Source organism: Bartonella sp. MR90HLJMH (assembly GCF_042194115.1).
Classification (GTDB): Bacteria; Pseudomonadota; Alphaproteobacteria; order Rhizobiales; family Rhizobiaceae; genus Bartonella; species Bartonella grahamii.
The window spans coordinates 14975-40942 of sequence record NZ_JBHIMM010000010.1 but is presented as its reverse complement, the minus strand read 5'-3'; the positions used below and the strand labels follow the sequence as shown (position 1 = coordinate 40942).

Annotated in this window: 14 protein-coding genes; 5 read left to right on the top strand and 9 right to left on the bottom strand. The window is 37.1% G+C overall.

The window, feature by feature from the left end; genetic code table 11:
• Nucleotides 1-900: 900 nt before the first annotated feature.
• Nucleotides 901-1380 (bottom strand): MaoC family dehydratase, encoded by a 480-nt coding sequence (locus tag ACFIJ9_RS07310; protein WP_375636453.1) that lies wholly within the window; start codon nucleotides 1378-1380, stop codon nucleotides 901-903.
• A gap of 163 nt (nucleotides 1381-1543) precedes the next feature.
• Between ACFIJ9_RS07310 and ACFIJ9_RS07305 the strand changes: the two genes are divergently transcribed.
• Nucleotides 1544-2878, top strand: coding sequence for an NAD(P)H-dependent oxidoreductase (locus ACFIJ9_RS07305; protein ID WP_375636451.1), 1335 nt, complete (start codon nucleotides 1544-1546; stop codon nucleotides 2876-2878).
• An 800-nt stretch (nucleotides 2879-3678) separates the two neighbouring features.
• Here the strand turns inward: ACFIJ9_RS07305 and ACFIJ9_RS07300 are convergent.
• Nucleotides 3679-4035, bottom strand: a complete 357-nt coding sequence (locus ACFIJ9_RS07300; RefSeq protein WP_375636450.1) for a hypothetical protein — start codon at nucleotides 4033-4035, stop codon at nucleotides 3679-3681.
• Nucleotides 4036-5372: 1337 nt separating this feature from the next.
• Here ACFIJ9_RS07300 and ACFIJ9_RS07295 point away from each other — a divergent pair.
• The 4 genes from ACFIJ9_RS07295 (at nucleotide 5373) to ACFIJ9_RS07280 (ending at nucleotide 8921) form a co-directional block, all read left to right on the top strand.
• Nucleotides 5373-5540, top strand: a complete 168-nt coding sequence (locus tag ACFIJ9_RS07295; RefSeq protein WP_375636449.1) for a hypothetical protein — start codon at nucleotides 5373-5375, stop codon at nucleotides 5538-5540.
• Between the two features lie 613 nt (nucleotides 5541-6153).
• Complete coding sequence (locus ACFIJ9_RS07290) at nucleotides 6154-6897, top strand: creatininase family protein (RefSeq protein ID WP_375636448.1); 744 nt, start codon at nucleotides 6154-6156, stop codon at nucleotides 6895-6897.
• Between the two features lie 13 nt (nucleotides 6898-6910).
• Complete coding sequence (locus tag ACFIJ9_RS07285) at nucleotides 6911-7939, top strand: CobW family GTP-binding protein (protein WP_375636447.1); 1029 nt, start codon at nucleotides 6911-6913, stop codon at nucleotides 7937-7939.
• A gap of 10 nt (nucleotides 7940-7949) precedes the next feature.
• Complete coding sequence (locus ACFIJ9_RS07280) at nucleotides 7950-8921, top strand: WD40 repeat domain-containing protein (RefSeq protein WP_375636446.1); 972 nt, start codon at nucleotides 7950-7952, stop codon at nucleotides 8919-8921.
• Between the two features lie 254 nt (nucleotides 8922-9175).
• Here the strand turns inward: ACFIJ9_RS07280 and ACFIJ9_RS07275 are convergent, their stop codons facing one another.
• The 7 genes from ACFIJ9_RS07275 to ACFIJ9_RS07245 form a co-directional block, all read right to left on the bottom strand.
• On the bottom strand, nucleotides 9176-12664 hold the full coding sequence (locus tag ACFIJ9_RS07275; RefSeq protein WP_375636444.1) for an autotransporter outer membrane beta-barrel domain-containing protein: 3489 nt from the start codon (nucleotides 12662-12664) through the stop codon (nucleotides 9176-9178).
• Between the two features lie 152 nt (nucleotides 12665-12816).
• Nucleotides 12817-16221, bottom strand: a complete 3405-nt coding sequence (locus tag ACFIJ9_RS07270; protein ID WP_375636443.1) for an autotransporter outer membrane beta-barrel domain-containing protein — start codon at nucleotides 16219-16221, stop codon at nucleotides 12817-12819.
• Between the two features lie 332 nt (nucleotides 16222-16553).
• Entirely contained in the window at nucleotides 16554-16691 is a 138-nt protein-coding gene (locus ACFIJ9_RS07265) for a hypothetical protein (RefSeq protein WP_375636441.1), read from the bottom strand.
• A gap of 598 nt (nucleotides 16692-17289) precedes the next feature.
• Nucleotides 17290-17580: a hypothetical protein gene (locus ACFIJ9_RS07260; RefSeq protein ID WP_375636439.1), complete on the bottom strand. Its 291-nt coding sequence runs from the start codon at nucleotides 17578-17580 to the stop codon at nucleotides 17290-17292.
• A gap of 479 nt (nucleotides 17581-18059) precedes the next feature.
• On the bottom strand, nucleotides 18060-18602 hold the full coding sequence (locus ACFIJ9_RS07255) for a hypothetical protein (protein ID WP_375636437.1): 543 nt from the start codon (nucleotides 18600-18602) through the stop codon (nucleotides 18060-18062).
• Nucleotides 18603-19374: 772 nt separating this feature from the next.
• Nucleotides 19375-22554, bottom strand: coding sequence for an autotransporter outer membrane beta-barrel domain-containing protein (locus tag ACFIJ9_RS07250; RefSeq protein ID WP_375636435.1), 3180 nt, complete (start codon nucleotides 22552-22554; stop codon nucleotides 19375-19377).
• 444 nt (nucleotides 22555-22998) lie between these two features.
• Nucleotides 22999-25776 (bottom strand): autotransporter outer membrane beta-barrel domain-containing protein, encoded by a 2778-nt coding sequence (locus tag ACFIJ9_RS07245; RefSeq protein WP_375636433.1) that lies wholly within the window; start codon nucleotides 25774-25776, stop codon nucleotides 22999-23001.
• Nucleotides 25777-25968 lie beyond the last annotated feature (192 nt).

Genomic DNA, 25968 nt, shown 5'->3' with positions numbered 1-25968 from the left:
AGTATCATCATCCTCTTTGCCACTTTCCAAGTGCAACAACCCTTGGTTATCGAAAACGTTCATAAGAGATTAGGAACTTTTTTCTTAAACCGTTTTTATCTCTCCCCATCCGTTTGTAACATGAAAGAAAATAGTTTTAACTGATTGAATATAAAAGGAAATGAAATGAGAGATCTTACAATATTTGAAACTCTCTCTTAACATAAAAATGATAAATTATCATGTCAAATTAAGACATTGGTCACGACCTTTCCCAACCTTAGACAACATATTGAATAAGAACTCTGAATACCGTAAGGTCCTCTCATTCCCAATTTGTTCCATATCGAATTAATCAAAATCTCTCGCTTGCATGTTACAAGCAGGAAGAGCCGTGTGAGTAAAAACTATACAAGCAAGGAAGGCGTGCCTCTTATGAATTGTCTCAAGCACCAAGACCTGTCTTAACATTGGGTGCTAGCATATAAGGTGCTAGCATATAATATGATAGTACCGGTTTTCTTCTTCACAAGCATAAAGATATGGGGTGCTCAATGGCTTTACCGTTATACTATTCACAGGCGCCATTGCGAAATGGGTGTGACGAGCGTTGAGAGATGTTTCTTTAAAATAAGCCCGTGAATTAGCAACGCAAGTATATTCCATTTGAAACATTCTGTTTATGTGAGGGCTATGATCCCATTAAAGAATGCTATAAACAAAAGCGTGAGGCAATGCACTATCTTCACCAAGAAACTCCTCTTCAAAAAGATCTAGGAAAGATAGCAATCTGCTATAGCTATCAACGCTATGATAGCTCCAGCATATCTATCACCCTATAGATTATTCTCAATATTATCATTGAAGAAACTTCTCATAGAATTGTACAAAAATTTTATAAAATAAAGTACTCAAACTAATCTAGATATTGGAAGATTTTTCCCCCATCACTGCCACAATAAGCCACTGAGCCGTAAGAGCTGGTTTTTTTAACTGTTCAATTTCTACCGTAACCCCATAATGGAAAACCACTCGACCAGAAGGGCGAATTTCTGCATCATCTAACACAAAACGCGCACGTACCCGTACCCCTGTTTTCACAGGACTCATGAAGCGTACTTTATCGAAACCATAATTAATCCCCATTGTGCTCCCCTCCAACTCTGGAAGTGCCTCATAAGCGAGCGTAGACAAAAGCGATAATGTTAAAAACCCATGAGCAATTGTGCCTCCAAAAGGTGTCTTTTTAGCCTTTTCCTCATCAACGTGTATCCATTGATGATCATCTGTAGCGCATGCAAACTGATTAATCATATCCTGTGTAACAAGACGCCACCCCGATAATCCCACTTCTTTCCCAATAAAACTGGTGACATCTTGTACTGCTATTTTTTGCTGCATAACGCTATTCCTATTTTATTTGATAAAAACAACCACCCCTCTTGCTTTTATAAAATCCATTGATTAGAGCATCAAGAATAAAAGATTAATTGTCTTAAAAACAAATGCACCTTATGAATGAGAAAAGCTCTTTAGCAGAATAGTTTTCAAATGGGAAAAAAGAATGGCAAGCAATGTGAACCTAACAGGTTTAGCGCATGATTTGAAACAACGTGCAGAAAAGCATCCCCCCATCCGTATTGGACTGATTGGTTGTGGTGAAATGGGCACAGATTTATTATCAAGTATTGCGCATATGGATGGTATAACAGTCGCTGCAGTAGCCACTAGGACGCCGTCACGTATTTTTGATGCCGCTACAATGGCCTATGGCGAGGATGGACATGTCTGTGAAGTTGAAAATACTTATGCTCTCACGCAAAGCATTGAAAAAAATTTGATTGCAGCAACAGATGATATTAACCTTGTTTTACGTCATGAACAAATTGATATTATCGTTGATGCAACAGGCTATCCCGAAGCAGGAGCAGAAATTGGTATCAAAGCGCTTGAGAATAACAAACATCTTGTCATGATGAATGTTGAAGCAGATGTTACAATTGGCGCTTATCTCAAACATGAAGCAGAAAAACGAGGGCTCATTTATACACTTGGTGCCGGAGATGAACCAACTTCTTGTATGGAACTCATAGAATTTGTTTCAGCCCTTGGACATAAGATTGTTGCAGCAGGTAAAGGAAAAAATAATCCTCTGCGCTTTGATGCTACACCTGATGCTTACGAAGAAGAAGCATTCCGGCGTAATATGAATGTGCGCATGTTGGTTGAATTTATTGATGGTTCCAAAACGATGGTTGAAATGGCAGCAATTGCCAATGCCACTGGACTTCTCCCCGATTGCCCAGGAATGCATGGACCACAAGCGGCGCTGCAAGATCTAAACAAAGTGCTTATCCCAAAACAAGATGGAGGCATTTTGCAGCGATATGGTATTGTAGATTATTCAACAGGCCAAGGTGTTTCCCCAGGTGTCTTTGTCATTGCAGAAATAGCGCACCCACGTTTACGCGAACGTATGGAAGATTTAAAAATTGGTCAGGGGCCTTATTTCACCTTTCACCGTCCCTATCATTTAACAGCAATGGAAGTTCCCCTCACCTGCGCACGCGCTATGCTTTATGGCAAAAAAGATATGGTTCCTCTTAGCCATCCCGTAGTAGAAGTCTGTGCTGTTGCTAAAAAAGATTTACATCCAGGTGATCAGCTAGACTTTATCGGTCTTTATACTTATCGCGCTTGGATAATGAACATCGCAGAAGCACGCGCTCACCACGCCATTCCTTGTGGTCTTTTAGAAAAAGCAACAGTAACAGCTGCAATTAAAAAAAACGAACTCATTACAATACATAATACTGCTATTCGTGAAGATCAATGGATTGCGCGTCTTCGTGCTAAACAAGACCTTTTACTTCATGTCCCTTCTTCCGCTAAGCTATAAACACTCCTTAATTACCTTACTTAACAGCATCTTTCCCTGACACGACAGAACAACCCAGAATACACTTGTATCGCAAATAAAAGTATTTATCTTTTAATAAAGGCATTTTCAACGATGCATATCACCACTTCCTTCTCACAATATGGCGCGTAAATGCTACAATATAAACCACCCCATGAGATGGCATAAGATTCATTGTGTATCACTATCTTTACTCTATAAAGATACAAACCGGCATCATCATTTTATTTGTCAATATTACGACAGCCCTTGAGCCTTTGAGATGATTCATGAGAAGAATTTTTACTCTTTTTTTGATAATCTTATCCATACACGAACGCAACTTGTTCTATGTAAAAAATACTTTTGATGGATTTAACATAAACAAATTTGAAATAATAATTTATCATTTTTCTTATTGCATAAGAGCCATGAATAAGGGATATTTTTTATTTTATCCTCTTATAAAAGATAAAAAATTTTAAAAAGGATAAAATATGCCTTTAATGAATAATCTTCATATGAGAGAAGGTAAACAATATTAAAAGGCTGATAAAGATAGTAAGTATACTAGCCTTATTACTAGGAAATAACCATAAACTGTAAAAAATGAGGTTACACTATTTTGTAAAAAAACATAAATGTAGGACATTGAACTTTAATAATGTTAATAAAAGCTACATTTGGTATTAATAATAGTGATTTTTCCATCCAATACAGTATAAATAAGTTCAAATATTTATTTTTTCAAAATCATGAAATGAAGAAAAAAATCATCGACTTTGTCGATGAGCTTTCTACTAAAGTGTAGTGAATATTCCCCAAAGAGATACAACAGCACCTAATACATCCCCAATACATAAAGAAGCAAGAAGTGATATAATACCTATTCCCCCCCAAAAAGCTGCACCTGAAAAGGCAGCAGTTTTTTCAGCTTTCCCCAAAGCAATAGCATTTTGTTCCTCAACGCCTTGAATAACAGCTCTATCCACAGCTTTAATAACTACATTTTTTTCTAGTGTAGAAATAGTAACTGCCACACTCTCTTGAAATTGATTTTTTACAAAACTTGCATTTCCCTCTATAGTTTGTACAAAAAAAAGAATAAATAGTGTAAAAGTAAATGAACATACACGATTTTTAAATATTTTAAACATAGCTTTCTTTGCTCCTCTTTTCTTCACTGAAAAAATGAAAGAATATTCACATATATAAAAACCAAAACTTATATTTAATTATTTATATAATTACACATAATAAAATATTATCTGTAATTATATTACAGATATAACACATTGTGTATTGAATGTAAAGACACAAAAACAACAAATGATAAAAATAATTTAAAATGTAATTAAATTTTAAAGAACTATAACATTTAAAACTGTCAATCTAATGATAATTCTTCTCTATTATTTCAATAAATATAAAAATGAAATATTACTTAATGAATTTTTATTATATCGCTCATCAATAAACTTGAAAATAAAATTGATAGCGAATAAAAACCTCGATCTAAAACAAATCTATCCTAATAAATAAACCTTAAAATAGTGTATTATTTTTCTATAAAACAGTTATAAAATGTAAAAATAAATCAAGATCTCTATTTTCAAATAGAAAAGACGTTAATAAAATGATTCTCAAATTTTACTGATATATAAAGAAAAATAGCGCATAGCATCTTCAAAAAGGTAATTCAGCACCTTTATCTCATACAGCATAAAGAACTTAAATATTGACTTTAAAACCCAATAAAACAAACGCATAAAATAAGTAAATCTATCAGATTTACAAAAACATTATAAGCAACACTAGAGCACCAACAAACTACCTAAAATTAAATAAAAAGAGAGTCATGAAAAATGAGATGATCCCCCAAAATACTGAAAAGCAATTTTCTTTCTTAATTCTCATAAAAGTTATTCCATATTTTTCGTCAATATTGTAGAGCGCAGCCCTATTTATCTTTTGAGTAATTATATTTACTCTGTATTAGTAAAAAATAATTCTCTTTGAAATAAATTTTTGGCAATATTCACATAACTGTCTGCAATTTGTGCAAAATAAATAATTAATCAAATGCTTGAAAGAAAAGTGGTAGAGAAACTGACTAAAAATTGCATTTTTGAGATACCAACTTAAGTAAGCGCATTGAAAAAATAACGCCATGAAAACTGATATTGAATGATAAATTTAGCAATCGATCATTTTAATAGCAGGATACTAATCTATAATAATAATTTCTTGTTTTGCATGTTGAATGAGAGGGCTGATTATTATAAGACTCTCTTAATTTTAACTCTGTTTATATTGAATCAATCAAAATTCTTCGCTTTCAAATCACAAAAGAAAACGATGTGTGTGTAAACACACTTGAAAAAAGGAAAATTTCACTTATGAGATATTTTAACTATCAAGCGCTGTTAACACAATATTGAAAACTGGCAAAGTGAATGGTGGTGTCGCTTTTTACTTTAAAAAAGTAAATATAGTGAAGTACAATATATTTTATATTATGAGGATTTACCGTTATACCCTTCACGAACAGCGTCGCAAAATAGGCTTGGATACCTTAGGAAAGGTTTCTTTAAAACAAGCATATCAATGTGCAACACAATGGCGTTCTGTTTATCATGTATCCAACGGTGTTTCTTCTTGAATCATCTTATAAACTCATCGAGCTCTCTGAGACTGCAAGTTTATCTTACGTGAATCCTTCCCTTTATATTCATTTTTTCTCATGAACACTAAAGTCTATTAAGACACTATCCAAAGTAAAATCAATCAATAAACATTTCTATTCTTTTGTAATATACAGATACTTGAATTAAGAATTTAGAACTTCTGATTGCAACCAAAGTCTGTACTATTGCAACAATAGAAATAGTTTGGTTATCCTCGCTCCATAGTAAAAAGAAGAATATGCAACTTACAGAAAAAATTGTGTTTTCAATAAACAATGAAAAATTATTTTTCATTACATGATGTTAAGTATTTAATCTGTATGAATATTTACTTATTAAAAATGAGAATCTGCATCAGAAAGTCTTACCAAAGATAGCTATCTTTAGAAAGTTCGCCTCATATTACAAAAAAATTGAGTTGGCTTTGCTCAATAAAATCTTCACTATTTTTAACAAAACTCTCATTTTTATAGCATCCATATGTGATGTAAAAAAACGCCTATTTGCGTTTCTCTTATAGATAGATTAAATAGTGACAGCACTTTTGATCACTTTATCTGTGTTAACTTCTCTTTTGGGCAATAATTTATGATATCTAACACGCCTTTTCTCGCTCTTTTACCTTTGGGCGCACACGAATATCACGGAGAGCACCTTCCCTTCGAAACCGACTGGATCATTGCTGAAGCTTTTGCAAAAGCCCTCACTTTACAAACAAAAGAGCAATTTCATATCGCACTTTTACCGGTTGAAAAGATTGGCTATTCTATAGAACATATGGATGTTACAGGCACACAAACCCTCACCTTTTTCGAGGCTATTGAGCGATGGATAAAGATTGGTGAAAACTGTTATCACAAAGGGATCAACCGTCTTCTTCTTCTCAATGCTCACGGAGGTAATTCACCCTTAATGAGTATTGTTATCACCGAATTACGGAGGCGTTTTTCAATGCTTGCGGTAGCAACAAGTTGGAGTCGTTTTGGCCTACCACAAGGTTTAATGGTACCGTCTCAACAGCATCTTGATATCCATGGAGGTTTTATAGAAACCTCTCTCATGCTCTATTTAGCACCCGAAAAAGTGCATATGGAGAAAGCAGAAAATTTTCATAATAAGCAAGCTGATATGATTGCCAACTATCAGTATTTACGCGCTTATGGTCCTCATGCCTTTGGATGGACAATGCGTGACCTTAACAAACAAGGAGCAGCAGGCAATGCAAGTGAAGCAACACCGCAAGCCGGTGAAGCAATTTTCTCTCATGTTCTTTGTGGGCTTCATGGTTTACTTGATGATATCAATCGATTTAAAATAAACACATTTCAATAAAAAGGCATGAACCATGGAAAAGACGCAAAACACTCCCACAAAACTTCCTGTTACGGTTCTCACAGGCTATCTTGGATCAGGAAAAACCACTCTTCTCAATCGCATTCTGAGTGAAAACCACGGAAAACGTTACGCAGTCATTGTCAATGAATTTGGTGAAATTGGCATTGATAATGATCTTATCGTTGAATCGGACGAAGAAATTTATGAAATGAATAATGGTTGTGTCTGTTGCACCGTGCGCGGCGATCTTATTCGCATTTTGGAAAGTCTAATGCAACGCTCTCATCGATTTGATGCTATCATTATAGAAACAACAGGGCTTGCTGACCCAATCCCCGTTGCACAAACTTTTTTTATGGATGATACGGTCCATGAAAAAACCGCTCTCGACAGTGTCATCACAGTCGTTGATGCAAAGCATTTTTCACACCAACTTAAAAAAAGCCGAGAAGTTGAAGAGCAAATTGCTTTCTCTGATATTGTTCTCTTAAATAAAATTGATCTTGTCAGCGAAGGAGAACGTGCACACGCGCAATCGCTCATTCTTGCAATTAATCCCAGAGCCATAATTTACGCAACAGAGCGCGCTAACATCCCTCTTGATAAACTCCTCGATCGAGGTTCCTTTGACCTCCAACGCACTTTAGATAATGATCCCCATTTTCTTGACCATCAGCACGCAGACCATGTCTGTGGTCCCGATTGTAATCATGATCATGCACATCACCACAAATCCACCATTCATGATATTACAATAACCTCTGTAAGTTTAAAAACAGGTGCCCTTCAACCAGAAAAATTTTTCCCATGGATTCAACAGATCACGCAACAACAGGGTCCCGATATTTTGCGTTTAAAAGGCATTATCGCATTTCAAGGAGACGATGATCGTTATGTCATTCAAGGCATACACATGATCCTTGAAGGACAGCACCAACGTCCATGGCGTGAAGATGAAAAACGTGAAAGCCGACTTGTTTTTATTGGCCGCACCCTTGATGCCGAAAAACTGAGAACGGGTTTTGAAAATTGTGCATAAGCGAGTAACAATGCCAAGCATTACCAATTACAATTTACAAAATTATTGTCTTTCCTCCGGTTTTATTGATAACAAACCAGCTTTTGTCTCGGTTGAAGGTTTTATTGTTTTTTTTAACCCAATCCCACAAACCATTGAAGTTCACCAAGGAATAATTTCTAGCCATTTTTCCCATGATAACACAGCTATCATTACAGGTGGAGAAGACGGAAAGGTCTGTCAAACAACAGCAGATGGTCATACAAAAGTACTGGGCAAACAGGAAGGCAAATGGATAAGCAATGTTGCATTTGGACCACGGAAAGTTTTTGCTTTTTCCTCCTCACGTATCACACTAGCAAATGTTGGCAAAGAACTGCAAGAGCTCACACATGAACGCAGTATAGAAGGTCTTGCTTTTGCTCCAAAGGGATTACGCCTTGCCGTTGCCCATTACAATGGTGTTACTCTTCATTGGTTATCAACACAAACATCTCCCACCACATTGGTCTGGAAAGGAGCACACTTTGGTGTCACCTTCTCACCAGACAACCGCTATGTCATTTCTACCATGCAAGAAAATGCCCTCCATGGCTGGCGTCTCACTGATAATCAGCATCTCCGCATGAGTGGCTACCCAAGCAAAGTCAAAAGCTGGTCTTGGAGCGCGAAGGGAAAATGGTTAGCAACATCCGGTGCATCAGCAGCCATTGTCTGGCCCTTTCATACAAAAGATGGCCCCATGGGAAAAACACCATTAGAACTGGGCACACGAGCAAATGCACTTGTCAGCACCGTTGCATGCCATCCAAGCGAAGACATTGTAGCAATAGGCTTCAATGACGGAATGATTTTGTGTGCACATTTTCACGATGGAAAAGAGGTTCTTCTAAAAGGCTATGGAAAAAGCGCCATTTCAGCGCTCAACTGGGATCAGACAGGACACAACCTTGCCTTTGGTAGCGAAAATGGTGAGTGTGGTATTATCAACATCTCTGTTTAAGAAAAAAACAACAACCATTACAGCTAAAATAGCCGCACAATCCTCCAGAAGCAATTGCGCATGAAACCCATCTTCCTCTCTAAAAAATAAACACACTTACGAGGCATTTTCAATCACAAACCAAAGAAATCATATATTGTGGACCTTTTTCATCAAGACAAAAGAACCATTTAGAAAAAATAAGAGAAGATTTTAATAAAGTAAAAGGCAGCATTTTCTACTGCCTTTTTTATAAAAAGACATATCATACTTTGTCAAAAAAGGTGGCGCAAACCAGCAGAGAAACTTGCTCCAGAAAACCCTGCTTTTGTCAGTCTATGCTGATAATTTATATCTCCATAAAGAGAAAGTTTTGAAGAAAGACGCGCATTAAACCCAAGACCTGCTTCCAAAGAAGAACCAAAAAAACCTAATTGGAAATCGTTTTTAAAAGAAACAAATCGCTTATCTTCAAAACTATGCAAATAAGAAAGCTTACTATAAAAAGAAACGACACGTCCCTCTTCAGAAACATTAAGTGTCTTGCTTAAACGCCCACCAACACGCCCCACCCATTGATGAAATTTTCCTAAATCAACCTCAATATTATCAACATCATGTGCCGGATTAAACTGAAGATGCTGATAAACAACCTGAATCTGCGGATCAAAAACAACACCTTTATACCCTGTTGCAAACGTTCTGCCACTTGTTAAAGAACCGCTAAACTGTTTACCCTTTAACGCAACAACCTTGCCCCGTGCTAGTGTCAAAACATCTCCCTTAAAAAGTCCATACGATAATACTCCATCGATATAAAAACCCGTATCATGCTGTAAACTTCCATAGGCTCCAACAGACCATTTATCAAATGCGCTTTTTTTGCTCTGTTCAACATTTAGAGGATGGAGAGAGAGTTTTCCATAAGTTCCCGTGACCCCAAAGAATGTGCAACTCTCTGAACTCTCAATTTCTTTCAGCAAAACACCTGCTTCCAGTGCACTATAATCAAGTTCTGCTCCATAGCCATATTCAAAAGCAGAAAGATTTGAAGCATAGTGGTAGCTTCCACCATAACCACGGATAAAAAATGCTGGATTTTCATCACTTTTCAAAGAACCTCCAGAAAAGCTTCGTATTGCCTTCAATTTTTTATTTTGAGAGGCAAAATCCATCAAGCCGGCATGGAATAAAGCATTTGGTAAAAGGAGATAAGTTGGCAACTGTGGGACAACCGCCCTAATTCCCATTTCGGGCTGAATATCAAGCTTAACAGGAACAGGCGGAGTGGGGACAGGATCTGTAGGTGTAGGATCACTTGGATCAGAGGGCGCTGACGGAGCAGGTGTTGGTGTAATAGGCACAGAGGAAGAAGATGAAGGATCTGCAGGTGTAGGATCACTTGGATCAGAGGGCGCTGACGGAATAGGTGTTGGTGTAATAGGCACAGAAGAAGAATGTGAAGGATCTGTAGGTATAGGATCACTTGGATCAGAGGGCGCTGACGGAACAGGTGTTGGTGTAATAGGCACAGAAGAAGATGATGAAGGATCTGCAGGTGTAGGATCACTTGGATCAGAGGGCGCTGACGGAACAGGTGTTGGTGTAATAGGCACAGAGGAAGATGATGAAGGATCTGCAGGTGTAGGATCACTTGGATCAGAGGGCTCAGACGAAACAGGTGTTGGTGTAATAGGCACAGAAGAAGATGATGAAGGATCTGCAGGTGTAGGATCACTTGGATCAGAGGGCGCAGACGGAGCAGGTGTTGGTGTAATAGGCACAGAAGAAGAAGGTGAAGGATCTGTAGGTATAGGATCACTTGGATCAGAGGGCTCAGACGGAGCAGGTGTTGGTGTAATAGGTGTAGGTAATGGAGTGAGAACAGGGTCTGTAGGTGTAGGATCTACCGGCGCAGAAGGTGAAGGTGGAATAGGTAAAATCGTAGAAGAATCTTGTTTAGGACTAATATAAATACCCTCGAGACGAAAATCCCAAAAGTCCCGATCTCCTGCAACTAATCTATTCATAGGATCTGCTTTTCCAAAAGAAGAACTTGGTCCATAAGCACGAAGACGATATTGATAAGGCAAACCATTTATTGCAGTATAATCGCCCATTAGTTTAAAAGAATCTTCACGCGCATATCCAGAAACTTGGATAAGTGAAATACTGTTGCTTCCTTCACCGCTTACTTTCTTTTCTGAAGTTTTGGAAAAATTTTCCATCACAAGCAATGTAGCGCCGGAAACATCTCCATCGATCAAAATACGATCGGTTTTTTGAGAATCAAACAAACCATCATCATTTAAAAACGTACTGAGCTTAATCTGAACATTACCCTCCGCATTGTATGCCTCCTTGTATCGTTCATTCCCGATACGCAATGTTTGATAACCGCTGGATACATCCCGATTGAAAATAAATGTACTATCAGAAAGACTCACAGATGAAAGTGATGAATCTGTAAAAACAGAACCCTGCAAACCTTTATATTTGCTTTTTGTGAGATACCAAGTAGAACCACGCGTTAATTCTAATCTAGCAGTAGAAGTATCTTCAACGTGCGCCCCCCCTGTAAGGGAAGAAGCGCTTGCTTTAATAGATATAGAAGAGTTCTTTTCAGCTTTTAATAACAAATCACCAGAGATCTTTGTTGCTTCTGATAAATCAAGAGAAACACTGGCTCCATAACCGCCCTGCCCAGTAACATAAATAGCTGTACCATCTGGAACTGTGAAAGTTGTCTGTTTTAAACGAACAGATGCCTTTCCCACAGTGATTCTTGGCTCTTTTGAAACACCTTTTTGTCCATAATATTCTGCCACTGTGTTTGGATCTAATAGATTAAAATATAGACCATAAACCCCCTTTCCCTGCACAGAAATATTTGAGCTCTCAATCTCAATATTTGTCTTCTTAAAAGCGTCTGATAGATCATAATTATGAATAGGCTGGCCTCTACTATTTACAAAAGCTGAAAAATTTTTAACCAAAAAGCCATGCATATCATTAAGCACAATAGAACTACTCCTCAAATAAACAGCACCACCTTGCAATATGTCAAAAGCCTCTGGTAATTTATCGACACTTTCATTATCAACTATAGCAGTGTATTTTTTTCCTTTTCCCTCAATCGTCATGGTATCGAGAAGATATCTCCCCCCAAACTTTGTTGAAAACGCGCCAATCTCATTAAAAGTAACAGTGCTACCTGACATCCTAACAAATGCATTAAGACCACTTACAATCCCTATACCATTCGCATTCAAATTGTCTGGTTTAATCTCAACATTGACACGAACTAAAGCAACATCCGTCTCTTTCCCCGATGCATAAATAGCGTGCGAAGTTCCCTCAATCTTCCCGTCATTCATCTGAATAACTCCATTTAGAACACGAAGACCGGGGATATCCTTAAAGTTTGAATCCCTTAGAATAAGCTTTCCGCTATCTTGTACGAATGCACCATATTGAGATATTTCATCTGGATTATCACCCGTAACAGTTATACGAGACGCATTAACAATTGTGCCTTGCTTTGCTACATATATAGCTGCAATAGGCGCAGCCTCCTGAGAATTTTTTAAGTAATAAACTTTATCTGCGAGAAAGTGTGTTTTTCTATCATCGCATTTATAAAATGGAGCCTCTGGATCACATAAACTTCCAGCAGCTTCAAGATGGGAAATTTGCAAAAAATAAAGAATAGCTGTTGTAAAATTATATAAAAATGCATGCTTGTAAAATACATTTATCACCATTCTTCCTTACCCCTATTTATTAACGAAGAACAATCAAATAATGTATATTACAAACTTCTTAAAATAAAATAAATATACGATAAATATTTAACTTAATTATTAATATAACTCTTATATACTTATATATAAATTATTCTATATTTCATGGATAACTAAAAATGATATTGTAATCTACCAGAAAAGCTCATTCCAGAAAACCCTGCTTTTGTCAGTCTATGCTGATAATTTATATCTCCATGAAGTACAAATTTCGAAGATAATTTGGCATTAAAACCAAGCCCCGCTTCTAAAGAAGAACCAAAAAAACCTAATTGGAAATCGTTTTTAAAAGAAACAAATTGCTTATCTTCAAAACTATTCAAATAAGAAAGCTTACTATAAAAAGAAACGACACGTCCCTCTTCAGAAATATTAAGTGTCTTGCTTAAACGCCCACCAACACGCCCCACCCATTGATGAAATTTTCCTAAATCAACCTCAATATTATCAACATCATGTGCCGGATTAAACTGAAGATGCTGATAAACAACCTGAATCTGCGGATCAAAAACAACACCTTTATACCCTGTTGCAAACGTTCTGCCACTTGTTAAAGAACCGCTAAACTGTTTACCCTTTAACGCAACAACCTTGCCCCGTGCTAGTGTCAAAACATCTCCCTTAAAAAGTCCATACGATAATACTCCATCGATATAAAAACCCGTATCATGCTGTAAACTCCCATAGGCTCCAACAGACCATTTATCAAATGCGCTTTTTTTGCTTTGTTCAACATCCTGTGGGTTTAGAGAAAGATTTCCATAGTTCCCCAAAGCCCCAAAGAATGTACGACTGTATAAACTCTCAATCTCGTTTAACAAAACACCTGCTTCGAGTGCACTATAATTCAGCTCAGCGTTATAGCCATATTCAAAAGCAGATAAATTGGAAGCATAATGATGACTACCACCATAAGCATGCAGAAAAAAGGCTGTCTTTTCATCATCCTTCCAAGAGGAATGAAAAGCATTCCGCATTGTCTCTACCTTCTTATTTTGCGTGATCATATCCACTAAACCAGCATGAAATAAGGTATTTGGCAAAAGAAGATAAGTTGGCAATTGAGGAACAACAGCTCTAATTTGGAGATTAGACTGAACATTAAGCGATACAGGAAGATTAGACGAAGGATCAACAGGATCAGAAGATGTAGAAGGCTTTGGTTCAATAGGAGCAGGAGAAACAGAATCTGCAGATGAAGGAGATGCCGAAACAGAAGGCGAGTCAGACATCAACAAGGTAGGAAGTGGATCGGGGGGCGAAGGGGGAGGATCAACAGGATCAGAAGATGTAGAAGAAGCAGGTGTGGCAGATGTCAATGACGTAGGAAGTGGAGTGGAGGGAGAAGGTGGAAGATCAACAGGATCAGAAGATGTAGAAGAAGAAGCTGTGGCAGATGTCAATGACGTAGGAAGTGGATTGGAGGGCGGAGGGGGAAGATCAACAGGATCAGAAGATGTAGAAGAAGAAGCTGTGGCAGATATCAATGACGTAGGAAGTGGATTGGGGGGCGGAGGGGGAGGATCAACAGGATCAGAAGATGTAGAAGAAGAAGCTGTGGCAGATGTCAATGACGTAGGAAGTGGATTGGGGGGCGGAGAATCTAAAGGACGAGATAATGAAAACGAAGCCGGTTTAATAAGTGGACCATTATAAGTACCTATTCTAGAAGAAATATAGATACCTTCAAGACGGAAATCCCAAAAATCCCCCTCACCTTCCACTAATCTTTGCTTAATATCCGCTTTTCCAAAGGGCGAATTCGGACCATAACCACGAATACGATATTGATAAGGAAAGCCTTTCACTGTAGTATAACTATCATAACCATTGGCGAGTTGAAAAGAACCTGCCTGCGCTGTTCCAGCAACTTGAATAAGTGAGATGCTTTGATCTCTTCCATCATAGACTTCTTTATTTGCAGCTTTCGGAAAATTTCGCACATGAATGAATGTCGTTCCCGAGACATCACCAGAAATCAATATACGATCGGTTTTTTGGGGATCAAACAAACCCTCATCACTCAAAAATGCACTCAACTTAATCTGAGCATTTCCCTCAGCACTGTAGACTTTTTTATCTTTTGATGCGAGAATTCTATCTCCTGCGTCTATATCCGCCCTTTTTCCAATGCGTAGCGTTTGATAACCATTCGATATATCTTCATCATTAAAGATCAGTGTACTATTGGAAAGACTTAGAGAAGAAAGTGATGAAACAGATTCCCGTAAACCGTTGTATTTACTTTTAGTAAGATACCATGTTGAATAGTGGGTTAACTCTAAATCAATAGTTGATTTATCGTCAACACGCGTACCTCCTGTAAGAGAAGAAGCACTTGCTTTCACCAATAGAGAAGAGTTATTTTTAGCTTTTAGCAACAAATCACCAGAAATCTTTGTTTCATCAGATAATTCAAGAATACCTTCAGCCCCATAGCCTCTATTCCCCTTCGCATAAATCGCAATACCATCTGGAACTGTCATATTTGTCTGTGATAAATAAACAAATGCCTTCCCCGTGAGAACTTTTTGGATTTCTAAAACTTTTTCATCATCTCGTTGCCTAATCATCTTAGCAAGCTCTTCTGGAGCTAAAACATTAAAATACAAACCATGTACTCCATCCCCTTTCACAGAAATATTATTTTTTTCTATCTTAATACTTGTATTCTTAAAGCCATCTGGCGAAACATACTTTTGAATTAATTTGCCATTATCGTCTACATAACCTGAAAAATTTTTAATCAAGAATCCATGCATATTGTTAAGATGAATAACATTTTTTTTCAAATGAACATCACCCCCTTGAAAAACCTCAAAAGCTTCAGGCAATACCCCCATAGCGCCATCACCATCTGTTCTAGCTTCCTCCCTCCTTCCTTGCCCCGTAATACACATAGTATCAAGAATATAGCACCCTCCAAACCGAGTTGAAAATGAGCCAATCTGATTAAAATTAACGGTACCTTCTGACATTCTAACCATTGCATCAAAACCACTCATAATACCGATCCCTTTTACCTTCAAATTATCTGGCTCAATATCGATATTCACACTCACTAAAGAAATATCCGTTTCTTTCCCCCATGCATAAATAGCATGTGAAGCCCCCTTAATTTCCCCTACTGTCATGCTAATAACTGCATTTTGAGCACGAAGAGCAGGTATGTCCTTAAAATCTGCAGCTGTTAGATTAAGTTTTCCACCATTTCTTACATACGCCCCATAGGCAGATATTTTATCTGAATTATCGCCATAAACTGTTATCTGAGAGGCATTAACAACAGTGCCAGCTTTTTCTACATATATAGCTGCAATAGGCGCAGCCTCCTGAGAATTTTTTAAGTAATAAACTTTATCTGCGAGAAAGTGTGTTTTTCTATCATCGCATTTATAAAATGCCTCTCCTGCATCACTTGAAGATCCTGCAGCACTAACATAAGTAACCTGCAAAAAATAAAGAATAGCTGTTGTAAAGTTACACAAAAACACATGTCTTTTAAATACATAAAACATAACTCTTCCCGACTCCTATTCCCCTATTTTTATTCATTTAAGAATAATATCTATATTTAAACTAACAGAATTCTTAAAATACAATAAATATAAAACTAAAGAGCTACTTTTAATACTTAATATAACAATATATACTTATATATAAGTTACTATATAGTTTATGTATAGCTAGAAATGATAGTGTAAACCGCCTGAAAAAATGGTTTCTGAAAAACCAGCTTTGCTAATTTGCTAAGACGATGTTGATAAGTTACATCTCCATGCAATGCAAAATGTGAGGACAACAGAGTATTCAACCCAACTCCAGTTTCTAGAGAAAAACCAAAAGCCCCTCATTGGAATTCATCTCCAAATTGTACACGTTGTTTTCCTCCAAAACTATTGGCAAGATGAAGCTTGCCATTGAAAGAAACAACAATGCCCTCTTCAGAGACAGAAAGCATCTTTCTTAAAGACCCACCAACACGCATCACCCACAGATCAAGTTTTCCATTTCAATATCAAAACCATCAATATCAGACGCCTTATAACCGCACCTTTTGATAAATAACCTAAACCTGCGGATCAAAAATAACCCCTAACTATAATTGTAATTGTAACAAATATGAGTGTTCAGAAGAATCTGAACACATTTAAATTAACGACATGAACTTGGGTCATGAAAAAAAGGCTTATGAAAAAATAGAGAAAGGCAGAAACGAACTATCCCCTTTATGTCCTGTCATAAATGACTTACCCGCAATCAATGAAGCACTCAAAGGTGTTCCTCTTCAATGTTGTTGTCTTGCCTCTTGCTTTCGTGAGAATATCCCCCTTAAATAAACCATAGGAAAAAAGGACATCTATATAAAAGCCTGTGTCATGCTGCATACTGCTATATGCTGTAATAGACCATTTATCAAATGTACTTTTTTGCTTTCTTCAATATCTTGAGGTTTTAGAGAATTTTTTCCATCATTCCCCATTATTCCAAAGCTCAAAGTGTGATGTATATCCTCAATCGCATTGAGCAAGACACTTGCCTCTATAGCGTTATAATTCAAATTTCCGCCATAGCCATATTGAAGCTCAGGTGGTCAAAAACATAATGATAACTTCCACCGTAACCTCGCGCAAAAAGTGCAGGATTTTTTTACCATTTTCCCCTAAAGCCCCAGCAGCGATACGCAATGTTTCCAGCTGTTTGTTGTAATTGTTCATATCCATCAAACCAACATGAAACAAAGCATGGGGCATCGACAGATATGTTGAAACTTGCGGGACCACCGCTTTAACACCCTCTTCAGAATAAAGAACAAAAGCATCATGATCAGCGAAAACATTATTATGATGAGTATAAGTGCTTAAAGAACGAGACACATCATTTTCCAACCGAATATGACGCAGATGAGAAAGTTTCTGAACATATTCAACTTCAAGTCGATAATTCCAAAATTTCCATTATACTCAATATTTTTCTCTTTAACGGATTCATTCCCACCTTTTACCTATCTATAAGAAGAATTTGGACCATTAGCACGAAAACACTATATCGATAAGGCGCTCCTCTTAAAGCAACATAATCTGTTGCCAGTTTAAAGGCATCCTCCGCAGCCTTTCCATAAACCTGAACAATTGAAACACTGAGGCTATCTTTTTATCGTCTTTTTGCTTACCTTTGCTATGGTTCTTTATTTTTTTTGAAGCCACTAAAACATCGACAATATGCACCTTAGTTTTTCCATAAACATCACCATAGATTAAGAAGTTTATCAGCTTTTATTCCCTTGCTTTTACCATTTGCAGCAAGATGTGCACTAACATATAAACGTGCGTCCCCCCTGCAACGTAAGCATAATCTAAACCACGATCATCATCCAATCTCCTAATACGAAGTGTCTAAAAAAATCATTTCTTGGTTTTCTGAAAAAAATAGAACTATCAATAAGCCTTACCAATGAAAGAAATGAATCTACAAAATATAGAACTTTTTTATGATTATTTTTAAGCGCATTTTTATTTGCTCTTACAGTCCATTGAGATCGATTGAATAACGCAACACTACCATAAGAACCTTTCTCAATATGTGCTCCTCCTGCAAGAAAAGACGCATAGGCATCAAGCGCGACAAATGAATTATTTTTGACATCTAATAACCGATCAGCAAAAATACGCGAATCCTCTAATATCGTAATATAAGGAGACCTCCTAGCATCGTTACTATAAATAGCCCTACCATAGGGAATATGAAGAGCAGTCTTTTTAAACCAAAATTCACCTAAACTTGTAAGAAGCTCTCCCTCTTGATATTCATATTGCGAAGGAGCTCTTCTAAAATGCAAACCGTGAACCCCTTGTCCTTTAATAAGGATCTCTGTGTTTTCAAAAAAAATCCCAGACATAAGACCATCCTGCAACTCATATGATCTTTCCTTAAAAACAGGCTTGGCACTTTCAACCGCTATACCATGAACATCAGAAACCTGAATCTTACCTTCATCAAAGGAAAAAAACTGCCCTGCTTCACGCCAACCACAGATTGAGGTAACGTGGTATTTCTATCACTTTTCTTTTCGCCATTCCCTATAATAAAACTCTTTTTAAAAGAAGTTTTATTGTCTTTTGATACAATCACTGCTGATGTAATCTTCTCAGATCTATTTAATTCTAAAATTCAACCAGTTCCTGAAACGCCTTTTTCCCCTTTACTTTTTTCCGGCTTAATAACTATGTTATGAGATTGTATTGTAAAAATAACATCTGTAGTTCTCCTATCCAATCCACTCATATATAACTTATCACGACTTCCAAAAGTACGAGCAGCATCAACTGTATCACACGAATACGATTAAAAAAAAGAATTATATGAAGGTTTATAATCTTCTGCACTCGCATCTATATTGTACGCGAAGAAAAAAATAGAGGTCGTAAGAGAACACACACACACATGGCATTTTAATACTTTAATCATAATTTAGTCTAAACTTTCTTTATTTTATCTTCATAAAAAACCGAAACGACACATCTAGTTCATCCACTGATTATTCTTATTATGTGTCACCCACATAATTTTCTTTATATTATATATGAAAATCAGAAATCAGAAAAAATAATACAATAAAACTATGTTTTGTGCTTATAATTTTCACAAAGGATGTATTAAAGAAAATACAATTAAAAATGATAGCTTAATCCACCAGAAAAATGCGTTCCAGAAAAGCCGGAATTCGTAAATTTATGCTGATAAATCAGATCACTATGAAAAATAATTTTTGGAGATAGTTGCGAAAAAACACCAAATCCAGCCTCTAACGAAGACCCAAAGGAACCAAGCTGGAAGGCATCTTTAAAATACACAAATTGTTTATCATCAAAACTACGAATGAAATGAAGCTTTCCATAGAATGAAAGGACATGTGCATCTTTAGTAAATGTAAGTGCCTTCGTTAAATACCCACCAATACGCATTCCCCAATGATCTGGGCTTTGCATATCAATATTAAAATTATCAATATCACGAGTCTTATGAAACTGGAGATTTTGATAAACAAACTGAACCTGCGGTTCAAAAATAAAATATCGGCTGCCTATCATAAACGTTTTACCAGCAGTTAAGGAAACACTTAGGGGCTTACCTCTCAATGCAGCCGTTTTACCTCGCTCAAGTGTGAGAACATTTCCATTAAACAAGCCATAAGAGAAGAGACCATCCATATAAAGACCCGTATCATGCTGCATGCTTCCATATGCTGTGATTGTCCATTTATCAAATATACTTTCTTGACTTTGTTTAATCTTTCGAGGCTGCAAAGAAAGCTTGCCATAATTTCCCATAATTCCAAAGGATGTCGTACTATATGCACTTTCGATTTTCTTGAGTAAAATACTTGCCTCTAGTGCATTATAATCAAGCTCACCGCCATAATCACCATATTTAAGTGCAGATAAATTTGAAGTATAACGATGATGTCCACCGTAACCGCGCAAAAACAAAGCGGAATTTTCGTCATTTTTCAACAACCGACCAGAAACAGTTCGCAGCGCTTGTAACTGCTTGTTTTGATTACTGATATCCATCAATCCAGCATAAAATAAGGTATTTGGCACAAGAATATAAGTCAGAACCTGTGGAACAATGACTCTCACATTTGGTTCAAAATGAGAAGAAGGCTCAAAAACAGATGGCGGAACAGGTGAACCAGATGAAACTGGGGCAACAACAGAAGTGGGGCGAGAAACAGGTGGCGGAACAGGTGAACCAGACGCAACTGGGGCAACAACAGAAGTGGGGCGAGAAACAGGCGGCGGAACAGATGAACCAGATGCAGGTGGTACAACTGGTTTAGATTCAGCAATAGCGGGAACAACAGGTGCAAGAGAGGAAGGAGGATTGGGGATCTCAAGCACAACAACATCAGGTACATTAGGTGTGGTAGTAAGATGGAAGTCCCTATCAGAAGAATCTACAGGAGAAGAAAGACTTGGCTCCTGAGGTTTTTGCTGAGAGTTAGAAGCAATAGAACCATCCTCACCTCCAGTCATATTAGGATGAATTTTAGGAAAAGAAGGAATATCATCAGAAGAAGGAGGGACAACCAAATCAAGAACAGGAAAAACTTTAGTGGAATCGAGAGAAGTAGAATCAACAAATTGACTTTCGAGGCGAAAATCCCAAAATGTTCCAGTATTTTTAAGCACTCTTTGATTGGAATCTGCCGCCCCTAAAGCAGAGCTTGGACCATAACTCTTAAGATGATACTGATAGGGAGAGGCTTCAAGTGTGACATACCCCCCATTTAACTGAAAAGAATCTTCAGCGGCTTTTCCATAAACCTGAATAATGGAAATCCCCTGATCATTACCACCATCTCCCGTTAATGCCCCTGGGCTTCTAGGAACACTATACACATGGACTGTCGTTTTTCCTTCAAGATCACCATCGATTAAAAGCCTATCCGTTTTTTGCTCTTGCAGAGCTCCTCCTTTATCCAAATATGTATTAAGATAAAGACGCGCATCGCCTTGTGCACGATAGACAGTCCCTGCCCCTTTTCCGATAAGAAGTGTCTGATAACCATCTGTCGTTTTGGATTTTAGTTCTTCAAAAACAAGAGAACTATCCGTAAGATTGACCGATGAAATGAAGGAATAGTCCCCTAACTTAGAACTAGAAGCATCAGAGTTGTGCAATTTGTCAACTTTTGGTCGCGATAAAATCCACTTTGAACCATTTTTTAACTCTATCTTAGCTGTAGAACTTTCATCAACATGTGCAACTCCTACAAGAGTAGAAGCATCAGCCTCAATCTTTACATTGGAATGCTCAACAGCTTTAAGGAGTGAATCTCCAGAAATTTTTGAATATTGTGAGAGTTTAACAGAAGTTTCGAATTGGCGGCTATAAATAGCCGTACTTTCTGGAGCCATAACGGTTGTCTTTGTCAAATGGACAGACCCTTTTCCAGGTATAATTGTTTTTTGATCATTTAAGACAGCTTCCCAAAAAAAGCGCATGCCATTAAATGCATTGCCTCTCACAAAAATATTGGAATATTTGATATGAGCATCATTATTATCATTCCCCTGCAATATAATGCCATGAGCATTGCTAACATTAACGTTTCCCTTCTGGAAATTAAGAGAGCCTTTCCCCTGAAGCATACTAAAAGCAGAAGCTTCACGATGATTATCTGTATTTGTCCCCTGTTTCCCCCTCCCAGTAATAGAAACACCATCTAAATTAATTTCTCCTTCTCCTCCTGTTTGAACACCAATACCATCAGCAAAGTTAATTCTCCCTCCTTTCATATAAATTTTTGCACCATTATAACTCAAAAGACCTATCGCATCAGAAGATGTCTTAATCTCTGTCTTGGTCAAAGCAACAAACGACCCTTTACCAGCAACACTGATCCCCATTCTGGTTGCTTTAATCACCCCATCCTGCATCTCAAAAGCTCCCTCATCATTAACATCGGCCCCTATCGACACATCGTTTAACATGGAATAAAATAGAGCAACGCCTCCCCCATTTGAGGACTTTATAGCTGTTGTCCAAGCATTTGCTCCTGAATAGCCATTTGCATTCGAAACACCGTTAATGATTATAGCCTCTCCCTCAATAATTGTATCTTCCCCTGATGCCTCTATGGCAGCATCAGAACTTGCACCCGTAAGTTGATAAGTTTTCTGGGAAATTTCATGCGGTTGACCATCATTACAGCGATAAAATGAGGCACTTTCGTTACATGAATATGGCTTCTTCTCAGCAGGAATCTCACCTGCATCAGCATTGTATACAAAGAAAAAAATAACCGTTGTAAAACGACATAAAGAGAGATGATTTTTAAGCATAATTTTCTACAAACTTTCTTCCCCTTCTCTAAAAACAAAAAAATACGCGTTCTGTTTAATAACTTTGGTTACGCGCGATAATTTAAAATACGTTTTGTATTTTATATATCCACTAAATGTTTTATGTAAAGCCAGAACCCCAAAATATCACAATTTAAAATTGTATTATTTATAAAAACGCGTAAAAATATAGATAAAAATAAAAAATCCACCCCAAAGCGGTGATTTAAAGAGAATTTAATAAAAATACACTAAAGGAAGAAAAACAGCATAAGAAGCAAGAACTGCAAACCAGAAATCCTTATCTCGTTTCTAAAAAGAAACAAACTTGCTCATGCAAAAAACATTTTTTAAAAAAGCTTATTTTAAAAGTTGCAAACAAATAATAAAAAACCACAAGCTATGCTTGTGGCTTTTTAAACAACTTACCCCAAGATGATCATTCTAAAAACGATAGCGCAACCCACCAGAAAAACTGACCCCAGAAAAACCACCTTTGCTCAACTTATGCTGATAAACCAAATCACCATGAAGCGCAACTTTTTGAGACAAGCGAGCATTAAGACCTAATCCAGCCTCTAGAGAAGAACCAAAAGCCCCTAACTGGAAAGAATCTTTAAAGCGCACAGCTCTTTCTTTGCCAAAATCATGAGCAAAATGAATCTTTCCATAGAAAGAAACATCACGATCTTTTTCAGACGCAGTCAGAGTCTTCATCAAACGCCCCCCCATACGCACCACCAATTGATCAAGTTTATCCATCTCAATATTAAAATTATCAATATCACGAGCCGTATTAAATTGAAGATGTTGATAAACAACCTGAACCTGTGGATCAAAAACAACACCTTCATATCCTGTGGCAATTTTCTGACCACCCATCAAGGAAACACTTAAAGGGTTACCCTTTAATGTTGCCGTCTTACCCCGTGCAGTTGTCAGAACATCTCCCTTAAACAGACCATAGGATAAAAGACCATCAACATAGAATCCTGCATCATGCTGCATACTGCCATATACTGTAGCAGTCCATTTATCAAATGTACTTTTTTGGCTTTGTGCAACATCTTGAGGCTGTAAAGAAAGCTTTCCATAAGACCCCATAACCCCAAAGGATATAGTACTGTCAACATTTTCAACAGTTTGTAGCAAAACACCTGTCTCTAGCGCATAGTACCCTAGATCCCCTCCATAACCATATTCAAGCGCAGATAAATCTGAAACATAACGATAACTCCCACCATAGCCACGCAAAAATGAAGCAGGATTTTCACGAATTTCCAACATTCCACTAAGATTAGTCCGTACTGTCTCCAGCTGCTTATTTTGATTGCTAATATCTATCAAACCTACATGGAACAAACTATTTGGCAAAAGGAGATAAGTTGGTAGCTGAGGAACAACAGATCTTACACCTCGTCCAGATGAGGGAACATTTTCAATTTTAGAAAGACTATCTGCAGAAGACGCTGACACAACACCCGCAGAAGACACCGGAATAACACCCGCAGAAGATTCTGGAATAATATCCTCAAAAGAAGCACGTGCAGGAGGTGTACGTTTAGAAACCATAGGAGTTTCTCTATAATCAGTAGTTTGAACATATTCATTTTCTAAACGAAAATTCCAAAATGCTCCTCCATTCAAAGCAAACCTCTGTTTAACATGCTCCTCCTCTCCAGTAGCTTTTGGTCCATAAGAACGAAGAACATATTTATAAGGCGCGCCATCCAATGCAACATACTTCCCATTCAGTTGAAAAGAGTCATACGATGCATCTCCATAAACTTGAATAATTGAAACACTATGCGCTTTTTCGTTTTTTCCTTTTAAACCTCCAGCAACCCCTTGTATATGGACTATGGTTTTTCCCCAAACATCACCATGAATGAGAAGCCGATCCGTTACCTGATTACCACTTGTATCACTAGGATTTAAACATGCATTCAAATGAACCCAAGAACCACTACCAGCCTGATAAACAAGACCTTTTCCTTTTCCAATATGAAGCGTTTGATATGTATGATCAGTACTGGACTTTGGTTTTTTAAAAATAATAGAACTATTAGAAAGATCTACCGATGAAATAAACGAAACATCTCTATAATGAGGATTTTGTAATTTTTTATGTCTTGGTTGTAATAAAACCCACTGTGAATTATTTTTCAATTCAAGGTCAACTTTAGAACTATTATCAACCTGAGTTTGACCGACAAGTGCAGAGTCATCAGCAACAACCTTTATAGAAGAGTTACTATCAGCCTTCAGCAACAAATCTCCAAAAAGCTTTGTTTCCTTTAAAGATATAGAAGATTTTCCAGATTTACTGCTATAAAGAGCTATGCTATCTGGAACAACAAAACGCGTTTTTCTCAAATCAACGCGCAATGATTCCCCCTCTGACGAACCACCTGATGTTGCCTTACCTTCAAAATGCATACCATAAAATGCATTACCTTTCACTGTAATATTGGAATCTCCAATATTAATCTGAGAACCTTTATTTCCCTGCAATAAAAGCCCATGAGCATCAGTAACATCAACAGAACCTTTCATAAACTCAACATAACCGTTTTCAGATATGTGAAAAGCTGCTTGACGACCTGTATCCAGCCCTTGATCATCCTTGCCTGTACTCCCCTTGCCGGTAATAGAAACACCCTCTAAAATAAAATACCCTTTTTCTCCTGCTTTAACCCCAACACTCCCTAGGCTAATTTGCGTATTCGTTAAATCAACTCTACTTTGAGATTTTCCTTCTGCAACAGCCCCCACTTTGATTGCATCAATTGATCCACCAGATATTGTGAGGGAGCCACCTTGAGCTTCCACCCCCACTAAAACGCCACTCAACGTAGAATCGCTCAGATAGACCTTCGCCTGTTCTGATGCCTTTACTCCATATTTCCAAAAAATCTTTTCCGAATTATTCTTTTCATCCAAAATACCCTTAACAGTTATATTCTTGCCTCCAATAATTGTACCTTTCTTAGACGCCTCCATGGCTCCATAAACATCATTAATATTTTTATTCGTTAGTGAATAAACTTTATTATTAATTTCGTGCTCTCCACCATCAGAACACTGATAAAATGCTGCATTCTGATCACATGAAGACTGCTTTTTTCCAGAGGAAACTTGAGATTCAGCATTGTGTGCAAAAAAAAGACATGCTGTTGTAAAAGTACATAAAGAGAAACGATTTTTAAATAGATTTACCATAATTACACCATAATTCTGCCCCATCATAGAGCAATGCATAACGTATCAAGAGATTTAACCAGGAAATTTAATACGTTTTGGTTTAAAAATAGGAAGTCTATTAATATTTTTTGTGTTTTATGTAAATATGGAATTAAAAAATTACTCAAAAATACAATCTAAATCTTTTGCTTTTACAAAAAAATTGCAAAA